Here is a 22802-nt window from a genome sequence, read left to right as displayed (position 1 = left end):
TCAACCCAGCCCCGCTCAAGGAGCTTCCGGTGCCGCCACGTTCAGGCGCGGATCACCCTCGGCCAGGAGCTTCAGGTTTTCCGCCCCGCTCGGGGCGACATGAAGAACAGTACGCGGCGACCGGCGCAGCTCCAAATCGTCTCGCACCGATACACGTCTTCCGCTGTGCTGCAGGGGAAGAGGCCAAGTCGCGAGCCGGCAGCCGTACCTCGACCGACTGCCGCGTCCTCCCGGACGGCGCTGATGCTGCCGGGTCTGGAGACACCACGACCGGCCGGAGCCTGCGTAGGCTCAGGGATCCCTGGATGGGAGGACCGATGAGCGAGCCGGCGAAGCCCTTCGCGCACCTGGGCACGGACAACGCCGCCACCTACCGCGCCGTCCTGGGCGCCTTCGCCGCTGCTCGCGACCGCTACGTCTTGCACCTGCGACCCGAGGACGTGGTGGAGGAGCTGACGGGTGCGTCGGTCGGCTCGGAGTCGGTCGACAACGCGCTGACCTCCCTGGTCGCGTGGGGCAACCTGCGCGCCGACCCCGACACCGGCCGCGTGACGACGGTGGAGGACTTCCACCGGGCGCGCTACCTCTACCAACTGACCCCTGAAGGCCAGGCAGCCGAACGGGCGCTGTCGGTCTACGAAGAGACTCTCGGTCGCCGCGGGGCACTGCAGGCGGTCGCTCTGGAGGACATCGCCGAGCACCTGCGGTCGTTGGTCACGCTCCTCGAAGGCCCCGGCCCACTCGACGCGGCACGCGCCCATCACCTGCTCACCGCCCTCACGCAGCGGCTGGAGACCCTGGCCGATAACGCCTCCGCCTTCATGGCCTCGATGCAGCGCTCCATCGACCTGCAGGACGCCGACCTCGACGCGTTCGTCGCGTACAAGGACCGGCTCGTCGACTACCTGGAGCGCTTCCTCTCCGACCTGGTCACCGTGGGCGCCCAGATCAGTGACCTCGTCCTGCGCGCCGAGGCCGCCGACGTGCACGCGGCCCTGGCCGCGGTGGCCCAGCGGGAAGCGGCCGACCTCGCCCCCGCAGACGATGCCGGGACGACGACCGAGGGCCAGGGCCAGGAGGTCTGGAACCAGCGGTGGCGGGGGGTGCGCACCTGGTTCGTCGGCAGCCGGGAGACGCCGAGCCAGAAGGACGTGCTGCGCCGGCGCGGCCGGTCGGCGATCCCGCAGCTCCTGCGCGCCGTCCAGGTGATCAACGAGCGCCGGTCCGGGCGTTCTGACCGCTCGGCCGACTTCCGCCGCCTCGCCCTGTGGTTCGCGCAGGCCCCGGACGACGACTCCCGGCACCGCCTGTGGCACAACGCCTTCGGGTTGAGCCCGGCCCGGCACCTGAGCATCGACGGGGACACGCTCACGGCGCGGGAGACGGGGCCGCGCGCCGTGGTGTCGTGGACCGAGGCCGAACCGCTGCGCATCAGCCCGCAGTTCCGCCGCACCGGGCGGCACGAACGACGGGGGCGGCCCGCGCGGGTGCAGGACCGGTCGGCACAGCGCAGGCACCTGGCCGAACTCGCTGCGGCGCAGCAGGAGCAGGTGCGCCTCGCCCGGTCCGAGCTGCTCACCGACGGCCCGCGCCGTCTCGGCGACCTGCCCGACCTGTCCGGGCCGGCCTTCACCGTGTTCCTGGGCCTGCTGGGTCAGGCCCTCGCCGCTCGTCGCCCGGACGCTCCCGGGACCACGTGCGAGGCGACCTCCGCGGACGGCTCGCTGCAGGTGCGCATCACCCTCGACCCGGCGGGAGTGACCGTCCCCGTCCGCTCGGAGCACGGGACGCTCCACCTGCCCGACGGTCTCGTGGACATCCGCGACACGGCGCCGAAGGTCTCCCAGTCGTGAGCAGCACCCTGTCCGGGCGGCTGGAGGACGACCGCCGGCACGAGCGCCGCCGCGCCGCCCGCGCCCTCCTCCTGCGGCCCCTGCTGAGGCCGGCGGGTCGCGACGCCGAGGCGTTCGTCCTCGTGCGGAGGCACGCCGACTGGCTGCGGCAGTGGTTCGACCTCAACACCGGGTGGCGCTTGCGGGTGGAACCCGAGCTCGCCCGTCTGGAGAAGGTGACCGCCGACCCCGGCGACGGGACCCGTCCGCTGGTGGACGCCCAACGTCGCCCCTACTCCCGCCGCCGGTACGTGCTGCTGTGCCTGGCCCTGGCCGTGCTGTCCCGTTCCGAGAGCCAGATCACCCTGGGGCTGCTGGCCGACGACGTCCTCCTGCAGTCTTCCGACCCCGAGCTGGTGGCCGCCGGGGTCGACTTCCGCCTCGAGCACGTCGAGGAACGGCGCGACCTGGTCGCGGTCGTCCGCACCCTGCTCGACCTGGGGGCGTTGACGCGGGTGAGCGGTGACGAGGAGGCCTACCTGCGGGCCGCCGGGGACGTCCTCTACGACGTCGACCAGCACGTCCTGGCTGGTCTGCTGGCCGCGCCGGTGGGGCCCTCGACGATCACAGCGACCACGCTGGACGAACGCGTGCAGGCCCTGACGGCCACGCCGCCGCCGGTGACCGAGGACGGCCGCAACCGGGCGATCCGGCACCGCCTCACCCGCCGGCTCCTCGACGATCCCGTCCTGCTGCACGCGGACCTCGACGCCGATGAACTGGCCTACCTGACCAGTCAGCGACGTGCGCTGACCGACCGGGTGGAGGAACTCACGGGACTGGTCGCCGAGGTGCGGTCCGAGGGGATCGCGATGGTCGACCCCGCCGACGACCTGACCGACCTGCGCATGCCCGAGGACGGGACCGACGGCCACGTCGCCCTGCTGATCGCGGAGTTCCTCACTGAGCGGGCACCGGACCCCGTCCCCGTCAGCGCCCTGCGCCGGCACGTGCACCAGCTGGCGCAGTCCCACCGGGCGGACTGGCGCAAGGGGTCGGACGCCCCCGGTCAGGAGATCACCCTGGTGGCCACCGCGCTGGACCGCCTCGCCGCCCTGCGCCTGGTGCGCGTCGACCGCGAGGAGGTCCGCGCCCTGCCGCCCCTGCACCGTTACGCCCTGCGCCCGGCCACCCCCACGGAGACGATGTGAACTCCCCCGCCGACCTGCCCCGGCCCACCACCACGAGGTGGCGGCCCCTGCGCGCCGGGCTGGTCGACCTGTACTACTACGACGTCGAGGAGTTCTGGTTCCACGACGGCCGGTTGCTGCTGCGCGGGAACAACGGTGCGGGCAAGTCGAAGGTGCTGGCGCTGACCCTGCCGTTCCTGCTGGACGGCGACCTGGCCTCGCACCGCGTCGAACCCGACGGGGACCGCAAGAAGCGCATGGAGTGGAACCTGCTGCTCGACGGGGCGCACCCGCACAGCGAACGGACCGGGTACACCTGGCTCGAACTCGGCCGCCTCGACCGCGACGGTCGTGAGGAGTTCCGCACCCTGGGGTGCGGGATGAAGGCCGTGACCGGTCGCGGCATCGCCCGGCACTGGTTCTTCTCGACGTCCGAGCGGGTCGGCCGCGACCTGTTCCTCGTGGACCGCGCCGGCACCGCCCTGCCGCGGGAACGTCTCATCGATGCCCTGGGTGACGCAGGTGTCCCCTTCGACTCCCAGTGGGCCTACCGGCGGCACGTCGACGAAACGCTGTTCCGCCTCGGGAAAGAACGGTACGGGGCGCTCGTCGACCTGCTCGTGCAGCTGCGCCGCCCGCAACTGACCAAACGCCCCGACGCGGCAGCGTTGTCGGCGGCGCTGACCGAGGCGCTGCCGCCCCTGGACCCGCAGGTCCTCGCCGACGTCGCCGAGGCGTTCCGCAGCCTCGAAGACGACCGCCGCGATCTGCACGACGTCCTGGAAGCGCGCGAGGCGGCCACCGCCTTCCTGCGGCACTACCGCCGCTACGCCCGCGCCGCCGTCAAACGTCGGACCGGCGACGTGCGACGCGCGCAGTCCCGCTACGAGGCGGTCGGACGCGACGTCGCGCAGGCCGAGCGCGACCACACCGCGGCGACCGAGCGGCTCACCACAGCCACGGGCGGGCTCACGCAGGTCCGCGAACAGCTGACAGACCTGTCCGCCCGGCAGACCGCCCTGGCCGGCGACCAGCGCCTGTCCACCCTCGCCGAGGCCGAGACGTCCGCCGAGTTGGCGACCACGGCGGCGCTGGACGCCCGCCGCGCGGCTGATGGTGCGCAGCAACGGCTGAATCGCGCCCGGGGAACCCGTGACGACCGCAGCGCGCGACTCGGCGAGGCCCGCGAGCGCTTCGAGACGGCGCTCACCACCCTGACCGGTCGAGCGGGCGCCGCCGGGATCCTCCTGCCGGAGCCGCCGGACCCCACGGCGCAGGACCCCACGGCGCAGGACCCCACGTCCTACCTGGACACCGTCCGGGCCGCCGCGCAACGGCGCGGGAGGGAGACCCAGCACGTGCAGACCCTGCTGCGGGAGCAGGCCGACGCGCAGGCCCACCGGAACCGGCGACAGCAGGACAGCGACCGCGCCCGCGCCGAGGTCGACCGGATCGCCGAGCGGTCCGCCGAGGCCGACCTCGCCGTCGAACGGGCCGCCGACACCCACGTCGGCGCCGTGACGACCGCGCTGGACACGGCTCGGGAACTGCGGCTCGACGACGTCACGGGGGTGCTGGCCGAACTGCGCGGGTGGACGTCCACCGTCGACGGCCCCTCCCCGCTGCCGGTCGCCGCGGACGAGACCGTCGGCCGCGTCACCCGCGACCTGGCCACCGCGCGCGCCGAGGCGACCGGCCGGAACCGCGCGCTGACCGAGCGGGAGGTGGAACTCACGGCGGAGCGGTCGCGGTTGCAGGCCGGGGAGGACACCGAACCGCCGCTGCCGCCCACCCGGACCGCGGACCGGGCCGGGCGGCCGGGAGCGCCGCTGTGGCGGGTCGTCGACTTCGCCCCCGACCTGCCCGCCACCGACCGTGCCGGCCTGGAGGCCGCGTTGCAGGCCTCCGGCCTCCTCGACGCGTGGGTGCTCCCCGACCCCGGAACCCCCGCACCGGACGGTGACGTCGTCGTGCGCACGGGACCGCCGGTGGACGGGCCGTCCCTGCTCGACGTGCTGCGACCCGCCCTCGACGGGAGGGAGGCGGCGCCGCTCACGGAGGACACCGTGCGCGCGGCGCTGGCCACCGTGGCATGGGACCGGGATGACGCCACCAGCGCGGTCGCGCCCGACGGCACCTTCCGACTCGGTGTGCTGACCGGCCGGTGGTCGGTGCCCGAGGCCCGGTTCATCGGGCGCAGCGCGCGTGAAGCAGCTCGGCGCGCACGGCTCGCCGACGTCGAGGCCGAGCTGACGACGAACGGCGCCGACCGCGGGGCCGTCCGCGAGGAGCTGGCGGAACTGGACCGTCGCGCGAACGTCCTCGCCACGGAGCGGCGCGCGCTGCCGGACGACGCGGACCTGCGGGCCGCGCACGCCCGCCGCACCTCCCTGGCCGAGGCCGCCGTCGAGGCCGACGCCGCCGTGCGACGAGCGGACGCCGACCTCGCCACCGCTGTCGCCGCGAGCGAGGCGGCCGACCTGCGTGCCAGGGAAGGCGCACGTGAACTGCGGTTGGACCCCGACCCGGCCGCGGTGGCCGCGGTGGCCGCGGCCGTCGCGGACGTGCAGGCGTCCGCCACCGAGCTGCAGCAGCGGTGGGAGACCGTCACCCGCAGCGCGCAGGACCTGGCGAGCGCGGAGGAGGACGTCGCCGCGGCCGACGACGACGCCCAGCGGGCCGAGGTCGTCCTGCGGGAACGCGAGGAAGCGGCGACGACGGCCCGGACGCGGGCGCAGACGTTGCGCGAGAGCCTGGGTCGTGCCGTGGAGGACCTGCAGGCGCAGTTGGCGGCGGTGCGGGACGACCTGGACCGGGCTCGGAAGGCGGTGGGACCGGCCGAGCGGGAGAAGAGCGAGGCCGAGCGCGCCCTCGGCGAGGTCGCGGGGCGCCGGTCCCAGCTGACCCTCGAACTGCAGGCGGCCGAGGAGGTGCGTGACGGCGCGGTCGCCGAACTGCGGACCTTCGCCGCCAGCGGGATCGTGGCCGTCGCCGGGGCCGACCTCGACGTCCCCGACACCTCGACCCCGTGGGCCCCCACCCCGGCCGTGGCGTTCGCGCGCCGCGCCGACACCGCGATCCCGGAGGACCTGGACGAGAAGGAGTGGCAGCGGTCCCAGGACGCGGTGACCGCCGAGGTGAAGAACCTCACCGACACCCTGGCGCGCCGGGGCAACACCGCGACGTGGTCGCTCGTAGCGGACGTCATCGTCGTCGACGTCCGCTACGCCGGGCGGACGACGACCGTGCCGGACCTGCACGCCGACCTCGACGCGGACGCCGGGGATCGGCAGCGCCTGCTCGACGCCCGCGAGCGGGAGGTCCTGGAGAACCACCTCGTCGCCGAGGTCGCCGGGGAGCTGCAGGACCTCATCCGGGCCGCCGAACGGCAGGTGGCCGACATGAACGCCGAACTCGAGCAGCGTCCGTTGAGCACCGGGATGCGGTTGCGGATGCAGTGGCAACCCGTGCCCGACGGGCCGGCCGGATTGGAGGAGGCGCGGCGGAGGTTGCTGCGGCAGAGTGCCGACGCCTGGTCGGCGGAGGACCGCACGGCCGTCGGGGAGTTCCTGCAGCAGCGGATCCAGGCCGTCCGCCAGGAGAGTTCGGCCGGGACGTGGCTGGAACACCTCACGACCGCGCTGGACTACCGCGGCTGGCACCGGTTCAGCGTGCAGCGCCGGCAGAACGGCCAGTGGCGTCCCGCCGACGGCCCGGCCTCCGGCGGGGAGCAGGTCCTCGCGGCCAGCGTCCCTCTGTTCGCGGCGGCCTCGGCGCACTACCGGTCCGCGGGGAACCCCGACGCCCCGCGCATCATCACCCTCGACGAGGCGTTCGCCGGGGTGGACGACACCGCCCGCGCCGACTACCTGGGGTTGCTCGCGCAGTTCGACCTCGACGTCGTCATGACCAGCGAACGGGAGTGGGCCTGCTACCCCCAGGTTCCCGGCATCGGCATCGCCCAGCTGTCGCGCGTGGAGGGGGTCGACGCGGTGCTCGTCACCTCGTTCCGCTGGGACGGGAACACCCGGCACGAGATCGACCGGCCCACGAGCCAGTCCGTCGTCCCCGCCCCGCGGGCGACCCCACCGCCGGAGCAGGACGACCTGTTCTCGTGAACGATGCCCGCCTGCGGGCCCTCCTCGGGGGACCGGACGCCGCGTGGTTGCGCCGCCGGGTGCGAGAGCGGATCGCGGCCGGGAAACCCGTGGCCGGGTCCGTCGCGTTGCGCGATCCCTCCCCCGTCGAACGGGAGGTCGTCGAGCGGTTGCTCGGGCGCCCACCACGTGCCTCCGGGTCGTTGTCGGTGCGGCTGGAAGACGTCGACGCCGTGCTGCGGCGCGGCGCTTGGCCGGCCGGTCTCGTCGACGCGGTCGTGCACCTCGACGGGCCGGTACCCGTGCGCGCCGACCAGGCCGCGGCGGAGCAGGCCGCCCGGGCCGCGTTGCTGGGACCGGTCGACGATCTCGTCGTGGCCCACCCGCAGTGGGCCGACTGGTGGGCGACGACGCGGAACTCGCCGACGGTGCGGAGGTCGGTGCGCTCGGCGGAAATCGCCGCGGGGTTGTGCGCCGTCCTCGCCGCCTTGCCGTCGTCCGGGGAGGCGGTGGGAAGCCTGGCCCAGCGCACGGTCCGCGACCCGCACGCCCTGGACGGCGGGGCGTTGGCGGGGCTCGTGCTCTCGGCGCTCGCCCACGTCGCGGGAGTTCCCGCGCCCGCGAACGCCGCCGAACGGCGGGCCGTGTGGGCGGGCGCAGGTGTCGCGCTCGACGACGTCTCCTCGACCGTCCTCGTGGCGGGGTTCCCCGGGGACGAGTCCCCCACCGGACGGGCACTGGAGTCCTGGCGCCTCGCCGGCCTGCCGACGGTCCTGACGCTGCGGCACGTGGTGGCGGGTGTCCCGACGTCCGGACTGGCCGGGCGGGTGGTGCACATGTGTGAGAACCCGGTGGTGCTGCGGGCCGCGCTGGACGAGTTCGGCACGGCCACGCCGCCGCTGGTCTGCCTCGCCGGGCGGCCCAGCGCAGCGGGGTCCGTGCTGCTGCGGTCGTTGGTGGGAGACGGGGTTCGGCTGCGGTACCACGGGGACCTGGACTGGGGCGGCTTGTCGATCGCCGGTTCCGTGCTGGAGCTGGGCGCGGAACCGTGGCGGATGTCGGTCGCGGACTACCGCGACGCCGTGCGTCACTCCGGGCGCCCGTTGCGGGGGAACCCCGTCCCGACGCCGTGGGACGTCGACCTGGCGGTGGAGGTCGAACGGGTCGGGATGGGCGTCGATGAGGAGGCGGTGCTGGCGGAGCTGCTCGCGGACCTGAGGCGGTTCGCCACGGGGTGAGTCAGGCGCGGCGGCGCAGCGGGTGGTTGCGCGGGAGGTCGGTGATCGGGACACGCAGGTCGGACCACCGCCACCCCAGGCGCCGCAGCCGCAGGTGCTCGTAGACGGTCAGGCCCAGCACGGTCAACGAACCACCGACACCCAGGAGGGACAAGGTGTGTTCGACGCCGACGGAGGGTTGAAGGGCCTGGTCGACGTTCTCCGCACCGCTGGCGAGGGCGACGACGAACGCCAGGATCGAGGGCAGCAGCGGGTGGACGTCGCCGGCGCAGAACAGGTGTCGCACCCCGTGGACGAGGACAGCGGCCGCCCCGGCCAGCAGGAACGGGAAGAGCAGGTAGAGCACGATGCCGCCGCCCAGGAGCACGGGCTGGACGACGGACGAGGCCGCCGACCCCGCCGGCAGGTGCTGCACCCGGTCTATCGCCCCGACACACAGCGATGGCACTCCCACGACCGCGAGCAGCAGGAGGAACGGCCGGACGGTCGGCGCGAGCCGGTCCCGCCGCTGGGTGCCGTGGCTGCGGACAGCGACGACGGCGATGCCGACGAGGAAGACCGGGACCGCGACGACGGCCTTGAGGGCGAACCCCAGGAGAGCTCCCTCCAGCAGGCCGCCCGCGATGTCCGCGTGCACGTCACGCGACGCTGCCACCGCGACGACGACGCTGCCGTACCCGAGCCAGGACCGCCACGCCTGCAGGCGTTCCACGTGCGGGTCGGTGCAGCGGCGCGGACGCATCCAGCGCGACACCACCCGCCAGGAGCGGTGGAGCGCACGCAGGTACCAGGCAGCCAGCCGGAGACCCAGTTCGACGAACACCGCGGCCATGACGTCCCCTCCCGAAGTCACCGTCCGTAGCGACTGTGGCAGAAGGGTCGGACACGACGGTCCGGGTCGTCAGCGGCCGGGGGCGCGGTGCGGCACCGGCCGGACGGGTGGCTCCACCGCGGTGTCGGCGACGGGTGAGGCGAGGGACCGCTCGAAACCGGTGATGAGGTCGACGAGCCCGTTCACCTCGAAGGCGCGGTTGCGCCGGCCCGCGGTGGTCTGGCGCAGCACGCCGGCGCGGTGGAGGCGGTCGACAGCCTCGTTGACGGCCTGAGCAGAGCGACCCGTCAGGCGGACCAGCTGCGCCACCGTCGTGATCGGCGTCCGAGGCAGGATCTCATCGAGCAGCTGCGCCACCGTCGACCCGGCGCGCACCGGCCCGAGCGCCTCCCGCCACCGGCGGTCCAGCGCCACGAGTCCGTCGGTGAGCCCGGCCACTCGGGCGCACGCCTCGGACGTCGCCGCCGCGAAGGTGGCGATCCACTCGGCGACACCTGCATGGCCATCCGCGCGGAAGGACTCCAGACCGGCGACGTAGTCCCGGCTGCGGGTGGCGAGGACGAGGCTGACCGGCGGGACGTGGTGGGGACTGAGCCCGCGACGGGTCAGGACGACGTGGATCAGCGCCCGGCCGGTGCGGCCGTTGCCGTCGGCGAAGGGGTGGATCGTCTCGAACTGCGCGTGCGCGATCGCGGCCTGCACGACCGGTGGGTGCACGTCGGAGTCCAGGTACCCGACGAGGTCCTTGAGGAGCGCTCCGACCTCGCGGGCGGCGTCGGCGCGCGCCAGCCGACGCCCACCGATCTCGAGCCCCTCGATGCGAGACGACGCGACGGCCTCCGCCCGCAGCAGGAGGCGGGCGATCGCCTCGTACCCGCGGTACGGGATCCCGGAGGCGTTGAGCCGTTGGACAGCGCGTTCGGCGTCGGAGACGTCGGCGGCGACGTCAGCGGGCAGCAGGACCTCGCGACCGACGAGCCGGTCGGGGACGAAGGCGTCGTAGCGGCAGGGCTGACGGTGGCGTCGAGGGACACCGGTGATGTCGCGCTCGGGCGTCCACTGCGCGCTGACGAGACGGGACACGGCGACATCATAATCAAGGTTGACTGTGAAGCTTGATCGAGCGTTCGGCGACGGCCAGGTTCAGCCGGTCTCCAGACGAGGCGGTGGACCGGGTGCGCGACGTGCCCCTCGTGCAGCGGCGGCTGCAGGTCGGAGCACCGCCGCTCGGACCGCCGCGAACGCCGGTGCTCGATCACCGCGGAGCCGGCGGGTCGTCGGTCGATCCACCCCGTTCCCCGGTGCCCCAGCAGGGGGACGGCGATGAGGCGCCAGGACACCCGCCTCGGACCGGTCCCGGCGATCGACGTCAGCCGACTCGCACCGCGAGGTCGTACAGCCGGCGAGCCCACTGAACGGCCTGCTCGACACGGGTGGCGGAGACCATGGTGGCGGCGTAGTGCGCCTGGTCCTTGATCTCCAGGAGACGCCGCAGGTCCTTCGCCATCGCCGGCCCGTCGGGCCGGACGGTGGCAAGCAGATCGACGGCTTGCCGGTGGTCCTGCCCCCGCGACCGCTGTCCCAGTCGGCTGCAGCACACCGCGTCGGACGCGGCGATGCCGGACAAGACCGCCAACGACGCCGCCACCTGCGGGGTGGCGAGACCGTCATCGATCTCGTCGACGATCAGTTCCGCAACCTCGAGGAACGCGCGTGCCTGCTCCAGCCGGGTCCGCCCCTCGGTGGGCGAGCAGTCGCTCGTGCGACCGGACGGACTCACTGCGCCACGCTCCGCAGGAGGGCGCCGAGGTCCCGACCGACGAGGGTGATGGCCTCCCCCCGCCACGAGCGCACGATGGGCTCGTCGGCTTCGACGTGAGCTCGGAGGTCGCTCACGGAGATGTCGTACGGCTGCGCCGGGTTGCCGCTCCAGGACTGGACGGCGGTCACGAGGGAGTCCACCTGGTCCTCCCAGGCGAGGGCCCCTTGCCCCGTCACCTCGTCAGCACGGACGAGCAACAGGTCGACGTCGGACTCGACGCTCCCCTCCCCCCGGGCGAGGGAACCGAAGACCGCGGCCGTCTCGACCGGCACGGCCCAGGACCGGACCCGTTCCTCGATGCGGTGCAGGAGCTCCCGGCGCAGGCCAGCGAGGATCTCCACCGCGGGCCAGGCGAGGTGGTTCCGGTTGACGCTGTAGTAGGCCGCGTTCCGTCGGCGCTCAACAGTGACGACTCCCTCCCCGACGAGACGGGTGAGGACGCGTTGCACCCCGGCCGGGGAGGCGGTTCCGACGAGGCGGGCGACCTCGCGGCCGGAGATCGAAACCGTCAGCCCGGCCAGGGCGGTGAGCACTGGCCCGTCCAAGGACGGGACGACGGCTCGTACGGGGTGGCCGAGATCCATGCGTCCAGCATAAGAGTCAACTGACCGGAAAAGTAGGCATCGCGCGCCCTGCTTCAGCCTGTCGAAGCCCACGTCGCCTGGTCGGAGGCGTCGATCCTGCCTCTCACCTCGTCGATCCTCACCAGGAGCAGATCGAGGATGGAGCGGGATGGCCAGGGGCCCCTGAGGCCAGCGTGGCGGCGACACCAGCGACGGTGAGCACGTCGAGCACCTCACCGACCGCCAATCGGCGCCGACGCGCTGGCGTTCGCGCGGGCAGATCACATGCACTCGCTCTCGACCGGAGAGGATCAGAACGTCTGCGAGAGTGGAGGAGTGAGCACAGGATCTGTCGACGACGGGTACGGCCTGCGGGAAGGCCTGCACGAGACGGTCATAGCCACGGGGTTGGACGCGTCCTTGGCCCGGGCTCAGGGGTGGACGACGGTGCTGCGCAGCGTCGACGTCGCCGATGCTCCTCGCGTCCTCTCACGTCACGTCAACGACCTGGTCGAACGTGCCCTGGAAGCGACGACCGACTCCAACGAACGCCTCGCCTTGGTAGCCGACCTGCTCGGTGTCCTGGGTGAGCACGGGGCTGTGCCAGTCCCCGACGAGAAGGGCGCACCGCGCCAGCTCCTCGCCGCCCACCGGCGGCGGGCCTTGACGCAGCCGTCGACGGTCCGACCAGCGACGCCACTGTCGGAGGCCGCGCTACTGACGAACAGCACCGCCGATCCGAGCCTCGCGGCCGAGCTGCGGGCGGAGCTGGTCAGTGCGGACCGCGTCGACCTGCTGTGCGCCTTCGTCAAGTGGTCGGGGTTGCGGCTGCTGGAGAGCGCGCTGCGGGACCTCAAGGACCGCGGGGTGCCCCTCCGGGTCATCACGACGACGTACATGGGGGCGACGGAACGCCGGGCCGTGGACCGGCTGGTGGACGAGTTCGGCGCCGAGGTCAAGGTCATCTACGAGACGACACGTACTCGGCTGCACGCGAAGGCGTGGGTGGTGCACCGCGCGACCGGATTCAGCACCGCCTACGTCGGCTCGTCGAACTTGTCCCGCTCGGCGCTGCTCGACGGCTTGGAGTGGAACGTCCGCCTGTCCGCGGTGGCGAACCCGGCGCTGCTGGCGAAGTTCGACGCGACCTTCACCAGCTACTGGGAGAGCAGCACCTTCGAGACGTACGTACCGGCACGCGACGGGGACCGGCTGGACGACGCGCTCGCTGAAGCCGGCGGGCAGCGCGGGCCGGGGACGCCGGTCGACCTGTCGGGGTTGGAGGTGACGCCGCGGCCGCACCAGCAGGAGATGCTGGAGCAGCTCGCCGGGGAACGGAAGCTGCACGACCGGCACCGCAACCTCGTCGTCGCGGCCACCGGGACGGGCAAGACCGTCCTGGCCGCCTTCGACTACCGGCAGCTGCGCGAGCACCACGGGAGCGACTTGACGCTGCTGTTCGTCGCGCACCGCCGGGAGCTGCTGGAGCAGGCACGACGCACCTACCGGGAGGTGCTCGGGGACGGCACGTTCGGGGAGCTGCTCGTCGGTGGGGAGCGCCCGCGCCGGGGCCGGCACGTCTTCGCCAGCGTGCAGTCGCTGAGCGTCGATCTCCTCGCCAGCGTGGACCCGCGCCAGTACGACGTCGTCGTGCTCGATGAGTGCCACCACGCCAGCGCCGGCAGCTACCAGCGCGTCCTCGACCGGTTGGAGCCGATCGAGTTGCTGGGACTCACGGCGACGCCGGAGCGCGCCGATGGGCAGGACGTCCTCGCGCTCTTCGGCGGGCGAACCGCGGCCGAGCTGCGGCTGTGGGACGCGTTGGCCGACGACCTGCTGGTGCCGTTCCACTACTTCGCCGTGGACGACGGCACGGACCTGCGCGACCTCACCTGGCGTCGCGGCGGCTACGACACCCAGGGGCTGACCAACCTCTACACCGGTGACGACGCGCGGGCCCGCCTGGTGCTGCGGGAGCTCCACCGAAGGGTCGGCGACGTGGGGGCGATGCGAGCGATCGGGTTCTGCGTCAGCGTCGAGCACGCGCACTACATGGCGCGGGTCTTCCGCGAGGCGGGCATCGACGCGCTCGCCGTCAGCGGCAGCAGCACCTCCGATGAGCGGGCGGCGGCGCTGCGACGGTTGAAGGACGGCGACGTGCGGGTCCTCTTCGCCGTCGACCTGTACAACGAGGGGGTCGACGTCCCGCAGGTGGACACCGTCCTCTTCTTGCGGCCGACGGAGTCCGCGACCATCTTCCTGCAGCAGCTCGGGCGCGGTCTGCGCACCTCCCCCGGCAAGGCGGTGCTGACCGCGCTGGACTTCGTGGGCCACCAGAACGCCGACTTCCGCTTCGACACCCGTTTCCGGGCACTCACCGGTGTCAGCCGCGGCGCGTTGCAACACCAGGCTGAGCAAGGGTTCCCGTTCCTGCCGGCGGGATGTTCCATCGTCCTCGACGAGGTGGTGCAGGAACGCGTCGTCACCAGCATCAAGCGTCAACTCAGCCCGCGAACGCCTGCGCTCGTCAGCGAGATTCGGACACACCCGACGAGCGGCATCGCGGAGTTCCTCACCGCCAGCGGCCTCAGCGTGCGGGAACTGCTCGGCAGCAACCGGTCGTGGACGGACCTGCGCCGCCGGGCCGGGGCGGAGACGAGACCAGCCGGTCCTGCGGAGACCACGTTGCTGAAGCGGGTGCGTGCCGTGACCCACGTCGACGACCGGTTGCGCCGCGATGCGTACACCCGGCTGCTCTCCGACGACGTCACCGCCGACGCGCTCTCCCCCGTCGAGCGGCACCTCGCCGGGATGCTCACCGCGACCCTCTGGCCGTCCGGTGCACCCGGTGACCTGGCCACGATCGTCGACGTGCTGCGGGGCGAACCTGCGGCCGGGGATGAACTGGCGCAGCTCATCGACATCGCCTTCGACGACGCTCGTCACCCCACGACAGGGCTCGAGGGGGAACTCGCCGACCTGCCGCTCAGCATCCACGCCCGGTACTCCCGCGACGAGATCGTCAGCGCTCTCGGCGTCGCCACCGCCTCGCGGCCGCCGATGTCCTTCCGTGAAGGAGTCGTCTGGGCGCCCGAACACCGGACCGACGCGCTGCTCATCACCCTGACGAAGTCCGAAGCCGATTACTCGCCCTCGACGATGTACCGGGACTACCCGTTGACGCCGCAGTTGTTCCACTGGGAGTCGCAGTCGCGCACGACCGTCGCCTCCACGACGGGGCAGCGGTACCTGAACCACCGGGCGATGGGTACCCACGTGCTGCTGTTCGCGCGCCAACGCAAGCAGGGTGATCTCGGCGTCGAGCCCTACCTGTTCCTGGGGCCGGCCGACTACGTCTCCCACGAGGGGGAACGACCGATCGGCATCACCTGGCGGTTGCACCACGCGATGCCGACGGACTTCTTCACCCAGGCCTCACTCGTGCGGTCGAGCTGAACAACCCCGCATCAGACCGCGGCAGGTGCAGCGATTCGGCTCCGCACCTGCCGATCACCTCAGATCAGGTCACGTCAAAGCAGGAACCCCAACCACAAGCCGTCCCGCGCCCGCGTCATCCCCACGTACAGCTCCCGCCGCTCCACCTCCAACCGCTCCCGCCACGCGGTTTCCGACTCCCCCGCCTTCACCGCCGACCCGCCCTCCCGCAACCCCGGGAGGAAGACGTGCTTGAACTCCAGGCCCTTGGCCCGCTTGATGGTGCCGACCTTGACCCGCCCGCACGTCTGCCCCGCGTACTCCTCCAACGGGACCAGCGGCACGCCGGCGCGGTGCAGGACACCGGCGTAGCGGGAGGCGTCCGTCGTGGTGGCGGTGAGCAGGGCGCAGTCACCGAGGCTCGTGCCCGCCGCGGCGAGGTCGCCCACGGCGGCGACGAGCGCCGCGTCGAGGCTGCGTGCGTCGGGGGCGTCGATGCGCACCGTCACACCGCCGTCGCGGGCGACCTCCATGCGGCGGGCGCCCTCCTCGAGGGAGTCGTCGAGGTCGGCGAACGCGTCGGAGGCCACGACGGCGACGGCGGTCTCGATGATGCGTGAGGCGTTGCGGTAGTTGGTCTCCAGCACCGTCGAACGTCCGCGGACGGTGATGCCGGCCTCCGAGAGCGTGAAGCCGCCGGGGTAGACGGCCTGCTGGCCGTCGCCGATGAGCAGCAGGCCGTCGGGGCCGTCCCCACCGAGGGCGTGCAGCAACTGCACGCCGACGCGGCTGAGGTCCTGCACCTCGTCGACGAGGACGGCGGCGTAGGGATCCTCCAGTGGCCTTCGCCGGACCTCAGCCAGGGCGAGGACGAGGAGGTCCGCCGCGTCGTGCAGGCCGCGCGAGCGCAGCAGTACGTCGTAGGCCGTGTGGAGCCGCCACACCGCCTCGCGCTGCGCGCGGTTCAACGGGGTGGAGCGGCCGACACGGGTGAGGTCGGCGTACTCGGAGAAGTCGGTGAGCCCGCGGCCCTTGATGACGGAGGCGATCTCCTCCTGCCAGTACGTCACGGGCACCGGCACCTCGGCGAGCGCCGAGTACCGGCCCACGCTCGCCCACGACCGCCAGAAGCAGGTGTCGGCGGCCGTGAAGTCCACCCGGTGACGCACCCCGCGCGCGTCGAGGAAGCGGCGCGCCCACGCGTGCACCCCGCAGAACTCCACCCGGTCGACGTGCTGGGGCGCGAGCCGGGCGAAGGTCGCGCTGAGGACGGTGGGCAGGGTGCGGACGAAGGAGACGTAGAGCAGCTTCCCCGGGCGGGTGGTGGCGAGGTAGGCGGCGCGGTGCAGGCCGATGACCGTCTTGCCGGTCCCCGCGGGGCCGCGCACCCGCGCCGGTCCGTTGCGCACCTGGCGGACCAGCTTGGCCTGGCCGGGGTGCAGGAACGCCATCCAGTCCTCGATGGGCGCGGCGAGGGCGCCTTCGAGGAGGGAGTCCTCCAGCTCGACGGCGCTGAACAGCGCCTGCTGCTCAGGGACCTCCGCGGGCTCGGGCAGCGGGAGGACGGGTGGGACGACGACGGGGCTGAGCACGACGGGACCGGCGTCCTCGTGGGGCGGGAAGTCACGCTCGAGGACGGCCAACACCGCCGGCAGCTTCTCCGCGGTCAACCGCTCGCCCCGGCGGTTGATCCACGGCACGAGCTGCTTCTCCCCCATCGCCGTGACGCGACCCAGGGTCAAGGGGTCGAACGACTCCCCCGCGAAGACGAGGATCGGCACCACCTCCAGCGGCGCGAGCCCGATCTCGGCGACGGACTGCTCGGCGAGTTCGGCGATGCGGGCGACCTTGTCGACGTCGTCGTGCGCGTCCTCCTGACCGCGCCACAGCCGGCCGCCCTCGACGTGCACCTCCCGCCAGTTCTTGACGTCGAGGACGAGGACGCCGCCGGGGCCGACGTGCAGGAGGTCGACGTTGGCGGCCCGCGTCCCCGGCCACCGCCGGTCCGCCAGCAACGTCCAGCCGTACGCGGACATCGGCTGCAGCAGCGCGCCGATGCGGCGCTCGCCGGCGCTACCGGCTTCGTGACGGCGGACGATGCGCTGCTGCTGCCGGGCCAGAGCGAGGTACTGCTCGGCGAGGGCGCGCGCCCGTCGCGCCTCGACGTCCTGCGACGCTCCCGCCGTCATCCCACCACCTCCGGCACCATCCTCACGGTGTGTCGAGCAGGCGTCCACGATCGCTCGGGAGGGTGATCGGCAGCCGCACCGACCAGGCTGAACCAGGACGCCCGGATCGGAGCAGCAGTGCTGCGGCAGGTCCATGCAGGACAGCTACCGGCCCACGGCCTGCCGCTCGGCCAGTCCGCCCGCCCCGGACTGCCACGTCGTCCAGCGTGCCGGGCCGGACGGCGCCCGAGGCCCACGTCCTCCGCGGAGACGCTGACGCGTCGGTTCAACTCGACCGCGGCCGGCGAGGTTGTTTCCGGCGGGCGTGCACGACCCCGTGCACGCGGTCGGCCGCCGCGCGCGGGTCCTCGTGCTCCCACACCCGCACCACGTGCCACCCCGCGGCCGCGAGCGCCGCGTCGGTGTCGCGGTCCCGGGCGGTGATGCTGGCGAGCTTCACCCGCCACCACTCCGCGTTGGCCTTCGGGCGGTGGACGTGGACGGGGCAGGAGTGCCAGAAGCAGCCGTCGACGAAGACCGCGACCCGGGCGCCGCGGAACACGAGGTCGGCGCGGCGGCGCCGGTTCGTGCCGGGTGGGGTGGTGTCGACGAGGTAGCGCAGACCGCGGCGGTGCAGTTCCCGGCGCAGCGCGAGCTCGGGGCGGGTGTCCCGGCGGCTGGTGCGGCGCATGATCCCGGCGACGGCGGTGGTCGAGGCGGGTGGGGCGGGGCCGGGTTCCTCCCATGCGCTCACACGGCCGCACCGTACGGGGCGCGGCGAGACGGTCCGGTCGTCATCCACAGGCGGCGATCCCTAGCGCACGGCGCCACGGACTTCTGGACGCTACCGATTGGCGGGCTCCCACGCTCCCGTCTGGCGACACGCCCGTCCCCCTCCGTCGACGGCTGGCTAGGGTCGAACCCCGACCACCGAGGAGGCCACCGTGGACCGCCAGCACCGGGTGATGGGCGCCCTCGTCGGCTCGGCCGTCGGCGACGCGCTCGGCGCGCCGTTCGAGTTCGGCCCGCCGGACGCGTTCAGCGCCCGCTTCCCCACCGCCGCCCGCGGCGTGCGCACGGAGATGTGCGGGGGCGGGCCGCTGGGGTGGGAGCCGGGAGAGTTCACCGACGACACGCAGATGGCGCTGCTGCTGGCGCAGTCCCTCGTCGCGCACCGCGAGCTGGACGGGGCGGACGTGTTCGACCACTTCCGCACGTGGGCGCAGGCGGGGCCGCCGGACATCGGCGTCCAGACGTCCGCGGTCCTGCTCTCGGGGCTGCCGTGGGACGCGGCGGCGGTCGAGCACGTCCGCGCGGGGCACCGCGCGGCGGGCAACGGCTCGCTCATGCGTACGACACCGGCGGCGTTGTTCTTCGCCGGCGCGGGGCGGGAGGCGACGGTGGACGCGGCGCGGCGCCAGAGCGCCCTCACCCACGGCGACCCGGCCGCCGGCGAGGGGTGCGCACTCTTCCACGAGGCGCTGCGCGCGCTGCTGGAGGAGCGCGACGTCGACGCGGCGGTCACCGAGACGGTGCCGCTCATCGCCGAGCCGCACCGGGAGAAGTGGGCCCGCACGTGCCACCGGGACTGGACCCCCGACCGGGCGACGGAGTCGAACGGCGCGGTGTGGCCGACGCTGGGCTCGGCGTTGTGGGCGCTGCGGAACTCGCGCACCTTCGAGGAGGCGCTGCGCCTCGTCGTCGACCTCGGCGGGGACACCGACACCGTCGGATGCGTCACCGGTGCGCTCGCCGGGGCACGGGCGGGCATCACCGGCATCCCGGTCCGCTGGACGTCGCTCGTCCACGGGCGGATCCCGGGTTTCGGCGGCCGCGTCTGGGAGTTGCGGGACCTGCAGCACCTGGCCGCCCAACTCGCCGGGGACGTCGGGGACCTGCACGAACCCACGCCGAGCCGCGGCCTGGAACCGGTCGAGGTCACCGACGGGGTGTGGGCGTGCGACCTCGACGGCGCCCGCGGCAGCGACCGGGACCTCGCGGTCGTCTCGTTGTGCCGCACCGGGGGACGGTTCGGGCACGACGTCCAGCGCTTCGCCTACCTCACCGACGACGACACGAACACCGAACTCGTCACCGTCCTCGACGACGTCCTGGCCGACATCGCGGCGCTGCGCGCCGACGGGAAACGGGTCCTCGTGCACTGCCACGCCGGCGCGTCCCGCACCGGTCTCGTCCTGCGCGCGTGGCTCGTCCGCACGGAGGGGTTGTCGGCGCGCGAGGCGACCGACCGCGTCCGGTCCGTGTGGCCGCACCTCAGCGAGCACAACTCCTCCTTCACCGCCGCCCTGGACGAGTTCGCCCGGCGGCGGTAGGTGGACGCCCTCGACCTCGGCGCGCGCCTGGCCCAGCTGCTGGCCACGGGGCGGCGCGTCTCGACCTACAAGCTGGCGACGCTCGACGCGCTGCTGCAGCACTGCCTGGAGAATCCGGTCGGGCCGGAGGCGGGGCTGCGGGTGCCCATCCCGGCGCTCGCCGAACGGGTCGTCGAGGCGTACTGGCCGCAGGTCCGCGTCTACGGCGAGCACGGGGTGCTGCGGCAGGTCCAGCACACGCGGCCGGGGGCCGTCACGATCCCCTCGATCGTCCACGACCTGCAACGGGAAGCGCGAGCACGGAAGCTGTCAACCCCCGCGCAACTGCGGCAGGCCGACCCCGCGCGCTGGTCCGCGGCCGTCGACCGGATCGCCCTGACGCTGGCGCGGCAGCCGGTGTTCCGCCTGCAGAGGACCGGTGGCCGCGAACCGGGTGCCCCGTTCCTCTACGACGACTCCTGGCTGCACGACGACGTGTCGCGATCGGTTCTGGCGCAGCGCGACTGGGCCGTCGACCTGTTCCCCGGCGTTCCCGCGGCGCTGGCCCGCGTCTCCCCGCTGCTGCAACCCGTCGTGCAGCAGTGGTGGGTCGACGACGTGCAGCGCCACAACGCCGCCGAGCTCGACGTCCCCGACCTGCACGCCTTCCTCTTCGGCGCCGACCGGACGGCCGTCGCTCGGCTCGCCCCGGGGTTGCGGGAGTTCCAGGGCAACCGCTGCTTCTACTGCGACCAGCGGCTGGGTGCGAGGGTCCACGTCGACCACGTCCTGCCGTGGTCGGGCGTCCCGCTCGACGGCGCTCGCAACCTCGTGGCCGTCGACCCGCGCTGCAACGGCGACAAGCTCGCGACGCTGCCTGCGGTGCAGCACGTCCGCGACCTCCTGGCCCGGCCGGAGGCGGATCTGCAGGCGCTGGCCGCGCCGCTGCGCTGGCCCGTGGACACCGACCGGGTGCGCGGTGCGGCGACCGGGGTGTACCGCGCGGCGACGGCGGGCTCGCCGTTGTGGCGGGCACCGGGGCTCTACGACTTCTTCGACGGCCACCTCGCCTGGTGAGGTGCGTACCTTGCCGCCGTGCCCCGTCACCCGGACGCCCCCGAGCCCAGCCCGCTGGATCCCGCGGCACTACGCGTGTCCCTCGACGACGTGGAACCACCGGTGTGGCGGCGGCTGGACGTCGCGTCGGACCTGACGCTCGACGACGCCCACGACGCGCTGCAGCCGGCGATGGGCTGGACGAACTCCCACCTGCACGACGTCCTGTGGGTGCTGGACCGGATCGGGGACGAGGGACTGGCGCTGACGAGCGCGGAGTACCTCGAACCCGTGGACGTCCGCGCGGCGTTCGCGGCGTTGGACCTCGACGCGGAGTGGATCGGGGCGGGCACCCGGGAGGTGCAGACGCTCCCCGTCCTGGAGTTCCGGGAACTCCTGCGCACGTTCGGCCTCGTCCGCAGGTACCGCGGCCGGCTGCTGCTGACGAAGCTGGGCATGCAGTTGCGGGGCGACCAGGCCCGGCTGCCCGCCCACCTCGCCGCCTCCCTGCCGGTGGGGCGGGAGGAGCACGAACGGCTGCCGCAACTCCTGGCCCTGGTGGCCGTCGCCGCCGGCCGGTCACCGGAGGCGCGCGAGGACCCGCCGCCGCCGGACCCGGCCCTGGTCGCGTTCGCCCGGACCGCTCTGACGACGCGGTGACGCCTGCCCCCTCACCCGCCCGGGGGCCACCCGGGTGATCTTCCTCAGCCTCCCCCGGACCGGGCGCCGACACACCGGGGGTGGGCATCGCGGGCGGTGGGGCGCAGGAGCAGGCGCGACGCGCGACCGCGCGCGTGGACCGGCTGCGCCGCGAACTGACCGCCGCCGAACTGCGCGAGCGGCTCGCGGCGGCCGAACGCGTCCAGCACGCGTGGTCGGCCGGCGCGGAGGGCGAGCGCCTGGTCGCGCAGACGCTGACGGAGCTGGAAGATCACGGGTGGCGGGTGCTGCACGACGTGCACTGGCCGGGACGGCGGTTCGCGAACCTCGACCACGTGGCGGTCGGCCCCGGCGGGGTCGTCGTGGTGGACGCGAAGAAGTGGGCGGGGAACGTCACCCTGGACGACGGTCACCTGCACCAGAACGGCTACCGGCGCGAGAAGGACCTGGACGGCGTGGCCCGGACGACGGCGGCCGTCGCGGCGCTCCTGCCGCCCCGGCACCGGTCGGCCGCCCGTGGCGTCCTGTGCCTGGTGGACCAGCCGTTCCGGCCCACCCGCACCCGCTCGGGTGTGCCGGTCGTGGGCCGCGCGCACCTCGTGGGGCACCTGCGCTCCCTCGGCGGCACGCTGGCCCCGGCCGAGGTCGAGGAGCTGACGGAGTTCCTGCGGGAGCGGTTGGACGCCGGGCACAGCCCGGAGCGCACCACGACGTCGACCGCGGAGGTCCCGGCGCACCGCCCGGCCCGGACGGTGCGGACGGTGCGGGAGGACCTGGCGGCGCTGGTGCTGGCGCTCGTGGTGCTGGTCGTCGGCTCGATGCTGCTCGCGCACCTCCTGACCGGCCCCGTCACCCCGCCCGGCGCGATCGGCTGAGGAGGCGGGTCAGGAACCCGCGCGGCGCGGTCCGCACCAGGGGCAGGTCGACCTCGGCCCGCTGGGCGAGGGTGAGCTCGGCCCGCAGCACCTCCACGAGCACGCGGGTGTCGTCGACGGCGTCGTGCGCGCGCAGCTGCTCGACGCCCCAGTGGGCCGCCAGCGTCGACAGCTTGAGGTTCGCCACCGGCAGGTCGAGCCGCTGCGCCAGCTTCCACGTGCACAACCGCTGACGGCTCGGCAGGGGAATCCCCGCGGCGGACATCTCCGCGCTGAGGAACTTCCAGTCGAACCCCGCGTTGTGGGCGACGAACACGCGACCGGTGAGGAGCCCGGCCACGACGGGCGCGATCTCGGAGAACACCGGGGCACCGACGAGGCGTTCGCGCGTGATGCCGTGGACGTGGACGGGGCCGGGGTCGCGCCGGGGGTCGACGAGGGTGGACCAGGACCGTTCGACGACACCCCGCGGGTCCACCAGGCAGACCGCGACCTGCACGATCCGGTCGCCCGCCTCGGGCCGCAGCCCCGTCGTCTCGACGTCCAGCACGGCGTACCGGTGCCGGTACCTCCGGGTGACCGCCCGCGAGAGCGGTGGGAGGGGGTCGAGCGTCGTCATGGGTCTCTCCTCGCTGTGGAACGGGGAGACCATCGCAGACGGGTCCGACACGGCACCCGCACCCGCGCGTGTTCGAGGCCGTCGAACGCCTGGCGGACCGGGC

At 73.7% G+C, this 22802-nt stretch carries 16 protein-coding genes; 9 read left to right on the top strand and 7 right to left on the bottom strand.

The features are described from left to right. The first annotated feature begins 317 nt into the window (after positions 1-317). Genes AB2L27_RS18855 through AB2L27_RS18840 form a run of 4 tightly spaced genes read left to right on the top strand, consistent with a single transcriptional unit; the run spans position 318 to position 8357 of the window. The gene (locus AB2L27_RS18855; protein WP_370443029.1) at positions 318-1853 is read left to right on the top strand and encodes a TIGR02677 family protein; all 1536 of its coding nucleotides are present in this window, start codon (positions 318-320) and stop codon (positions 1851-1853) included. Further along, entirely contained in the window at positions 1850-3043 is a 1194-nt protein-coding gene (locus AB2L27_RS18850) for a TIGR02678 family protein (protein WP_370443028.1), read from the top strand. Before AB2L27_RS18855 ends, AB2L27_RS18850 begins: the two co-directional genes overlap by 4 nt. Beyond that, the gene (locus AB2L27_RS18845) at positions 3040-7140 is read left to right on the top strand and encodes a TIGR02680 family protein (protein WP_370443027.1); all 4101 of its coding nucleotides are present in this window, start codon (positions 3040-3042) and stop codon (positions 7138-7140) included. Before AB2L27_RS18850 ends, AB2L27_RS18845 begins: the two co-directional genes overlap by 4 nt. Then, positions 7137-8357 carry a TIGR02679 family protein gene (locus tag AB2L27_RS18840; RefSeq protein ID WP_370443026.1) on the top strand — a complete coding sequence of 407 codons (1221 nt, stop codon included), beginning with the start codon at positions 7137-7139 and terminating at the stop codon, positions 8355-8357. The genes AB2L27_RS18845 and AB2L27_RS18840 overlap by 4 nt, the downstream gene beginning before the upstream one ends. Before the next feature lies 1 nt (position 8358). Here the strand turns inward: AB2L27_RS18840 and AB2L27_RS18835 are convergent, their stop codons facing one another. The 4 genes from AB2L27_RS18835 to AB2L27_RS18820 all read right to left on the bottom strand — a co-directional run bounded on the left by AB2L27_RS18835 (position 8359) and on the right by AB2L27_RS18820 (position 11595). Then, entirely contained in the window at positions 8359-9210 is an 852-nt protein-coding gene (locus AB2L27_RS18835) for a hypothetical protein (RefSeq protein ID WP_370443025.1), read from the bottom strand. A gap of 48 nt (positions 9211-9258) precedes the next feature. Further along, positions 9259-10272: a Fic family protein gene (locus tag AB2L27_RS18830; protein ID WP_370443024.1), complete on the bottom strand. Its 1014-nt coding sequence runs from the start codon at positions 10270-10272 to the stop codon at positions 9259-9261. A gap of 286 nt (positions 10273-10558) precedes the next feature. Then, positions 10559-10969 (bottom strand): hypothetical protein, encoded by a 411-nt coding sequence (locus tag AB2L27_RS18825; RefSeq protein ID WP_370443023.1) that lies wholly within the window; start codon positions 10967-10969, stop codon positions 10559-10561. Continuing rightward, positions 10966-11595, bottom strand: a complete 630-nt coding sequence (locus tag AB2L27_RS18820) for a nucleotidyltransferase domain-containing protein (protein WP_370443022.1) — start codon at positions 11593-11595, stop codon at positions 10966-10968. The genes AB2L27_RS18825 and AB2L27_RS18820 overlap by 4 nt, the downstream gene beginning before the upstream one ends. A 348-nt stretch (positions 11596-11943) precedes the next feature. Between AB2L27_RS18820 and AB2L27_RS18815 the strand changes: the two genes are divergently transcribed. Then, complete coding sequence (locus tag AB2L27_RS18815) at positions 11944-15030, top strand: DEAD/DEAH box helicase (protein ID WP_370443033.1); 3087 nt, start codon at positions 11944-11946, stop codon at positions 15028-15030. A 74-nt stretch (positions 15031-15104) separates the two neighbouring features. On the opposite strand, the gene AB2L27_RS18810 is transcribed toward AB2L27_RS18815, so the two are convergent. Further along, positions 15105-17198 (bottom strand): nuclease-related domain-containing DEAD/DEAH box helicase, encoded by a 2094-nt coding sequence (locus AB2L27_RS18810; RefSeq protein ID WP_370443021.1) that lies wholly within the window; start codon positions 17196-17198, stop codon positions 15105-15107. A gap of 265 nt (positions 17199-17463) precedes the next feature. Next, entirely contained in the window at positions 17464-17868 is a 405-nt protein-coding gene (locus tag AB2L27_RS18805) for a very short patch repair endonuclease (RefSeq protein WP_370443032.1), read from the bottom strand. A 253-nt stretch (positions 17869-18121) separates the two neighbouring features. Between AB2L27_RS18805 and AB2L27_RS18800 the strand changes: the two genes are divergently transcribed. The 4 genes from AB2L27_RS18800 (at position 18122) to AB2L27_RS18785 (ending at position 22080) form a co-directional block, all read left to right on the top strand. Beyond that, the gene (locus AB2L27_RS18800) at positions 18122-19510 is read left to right on the top strand and encodes an ADP-ribosylglycohydrolase family protein (protein WP_370443020.1); all 1389 of its coding nucleotides are present in this window, start codon (positions 18122-18124) and stop codon (positions 19508-19510) included. Further along, positions 19511-20566 (top strand): HNH endonuclease signature motif containing protein, encoded by a 1056-nt coding sequence (locus tag AB2L27_RS18795; protein WP_370443019.1) that lies wholly within the window; start codon positions 19511-19513, stop codon positions 20564-20566. It begins immediately after the preceding gene. A gap of 18 nt (positions 20567-20584) precedes the next feature. Continuing rightward, entirely contained in the window at positions 20585-21205 is a 621-nt protein-coding gene (locus tag AB2L27_RS18790; RefSeq protein WP_370443018.1) for an IS1096 element passenger TnpR family protein, read from the top strand. Positions 21206-21285: 80 nt separating this feature from the next. After that, the gene (locus AB2L27_RS18785) at positions 21286-22080 is read left to right on the top strand and encodes an NERD domain-containing protein (protein ID WP_370443017.1); all 795 of its coding nucleotides are present in this window, start codon (positions 21286-21288) and stop codon (positions 22078-22080) included. Here the strand turns inward: AB2L27_RS18785 and AB2L27_RS18780 are convergent. Next, on the bottom strand, positions 22055-22699 hold the full coding sequence (locus AB2L27_RS18780; RefSeq protein ID WP_370443016.1) for an exonuclease domain-containing protein: 645 nt from the start codon (positions 22697-22699) through the stop codon (positions 22055-22057). The genes AB2L27_RS18785 and AB2L27_RS18780 overlap by 26 nt on opposite strands. Between the last annotated feature and the right edge of the window lie 103 nt (positions 22700-22802).

The sequence above is a fragment of the Kineococcus halophytocola genome (assembly GCF_041276425.1).
Taxonomy (GTDB): Bacteria; Actinomycetota; Actinomycetes; order Actinomycetales; family Kineococcaceae; genus Kineococcus; species Kineococcus halophytocola.
The sequence above is the reverse complement of the archived record's forward strand: the minus strand, read 5'-3'. Positions and strand labels throughout refer to the sequence as shown.

Coding starts and splice junctions, on each gene's coding strand:
- AB2L27_RS18855 (WP_370443029.1), top strand. CDS start 318: ATGAGCGAGCCGGCGAAGCCCTTCGCGCACCTGGGCACGGACAACGCC.
- AB2L27_RS18820 (WP_370443022.1), bottom strand. CDS start 11,595: ATGGATCTCGGCCACCCCGTACGAGCCGTCGTCCCGTCCTTGGACGGG.
- AB2L27_RS18810 (WP_370443021.1), bottom strand. CDS start 17,198: ATGACGGCGGGAGCGTCGCAGGACGTCGAGGCGCGACGGGCGCGCGCC.
- AB2L27_RS18805 (WP_370443032.1), bottom strand. CDS start 17,868: ATGCGCCGCACCAGCCGCCGGGACACCCGCCCCGAGCTCGCGCTGCGC.
- AB2L27_RS18780 (WP_370443016.1), bottom strand. CDS start 22,699: ATGACGACGCTCGACCCCCTCCCACCGCTCTCGCGGGCGGTCACCCGG.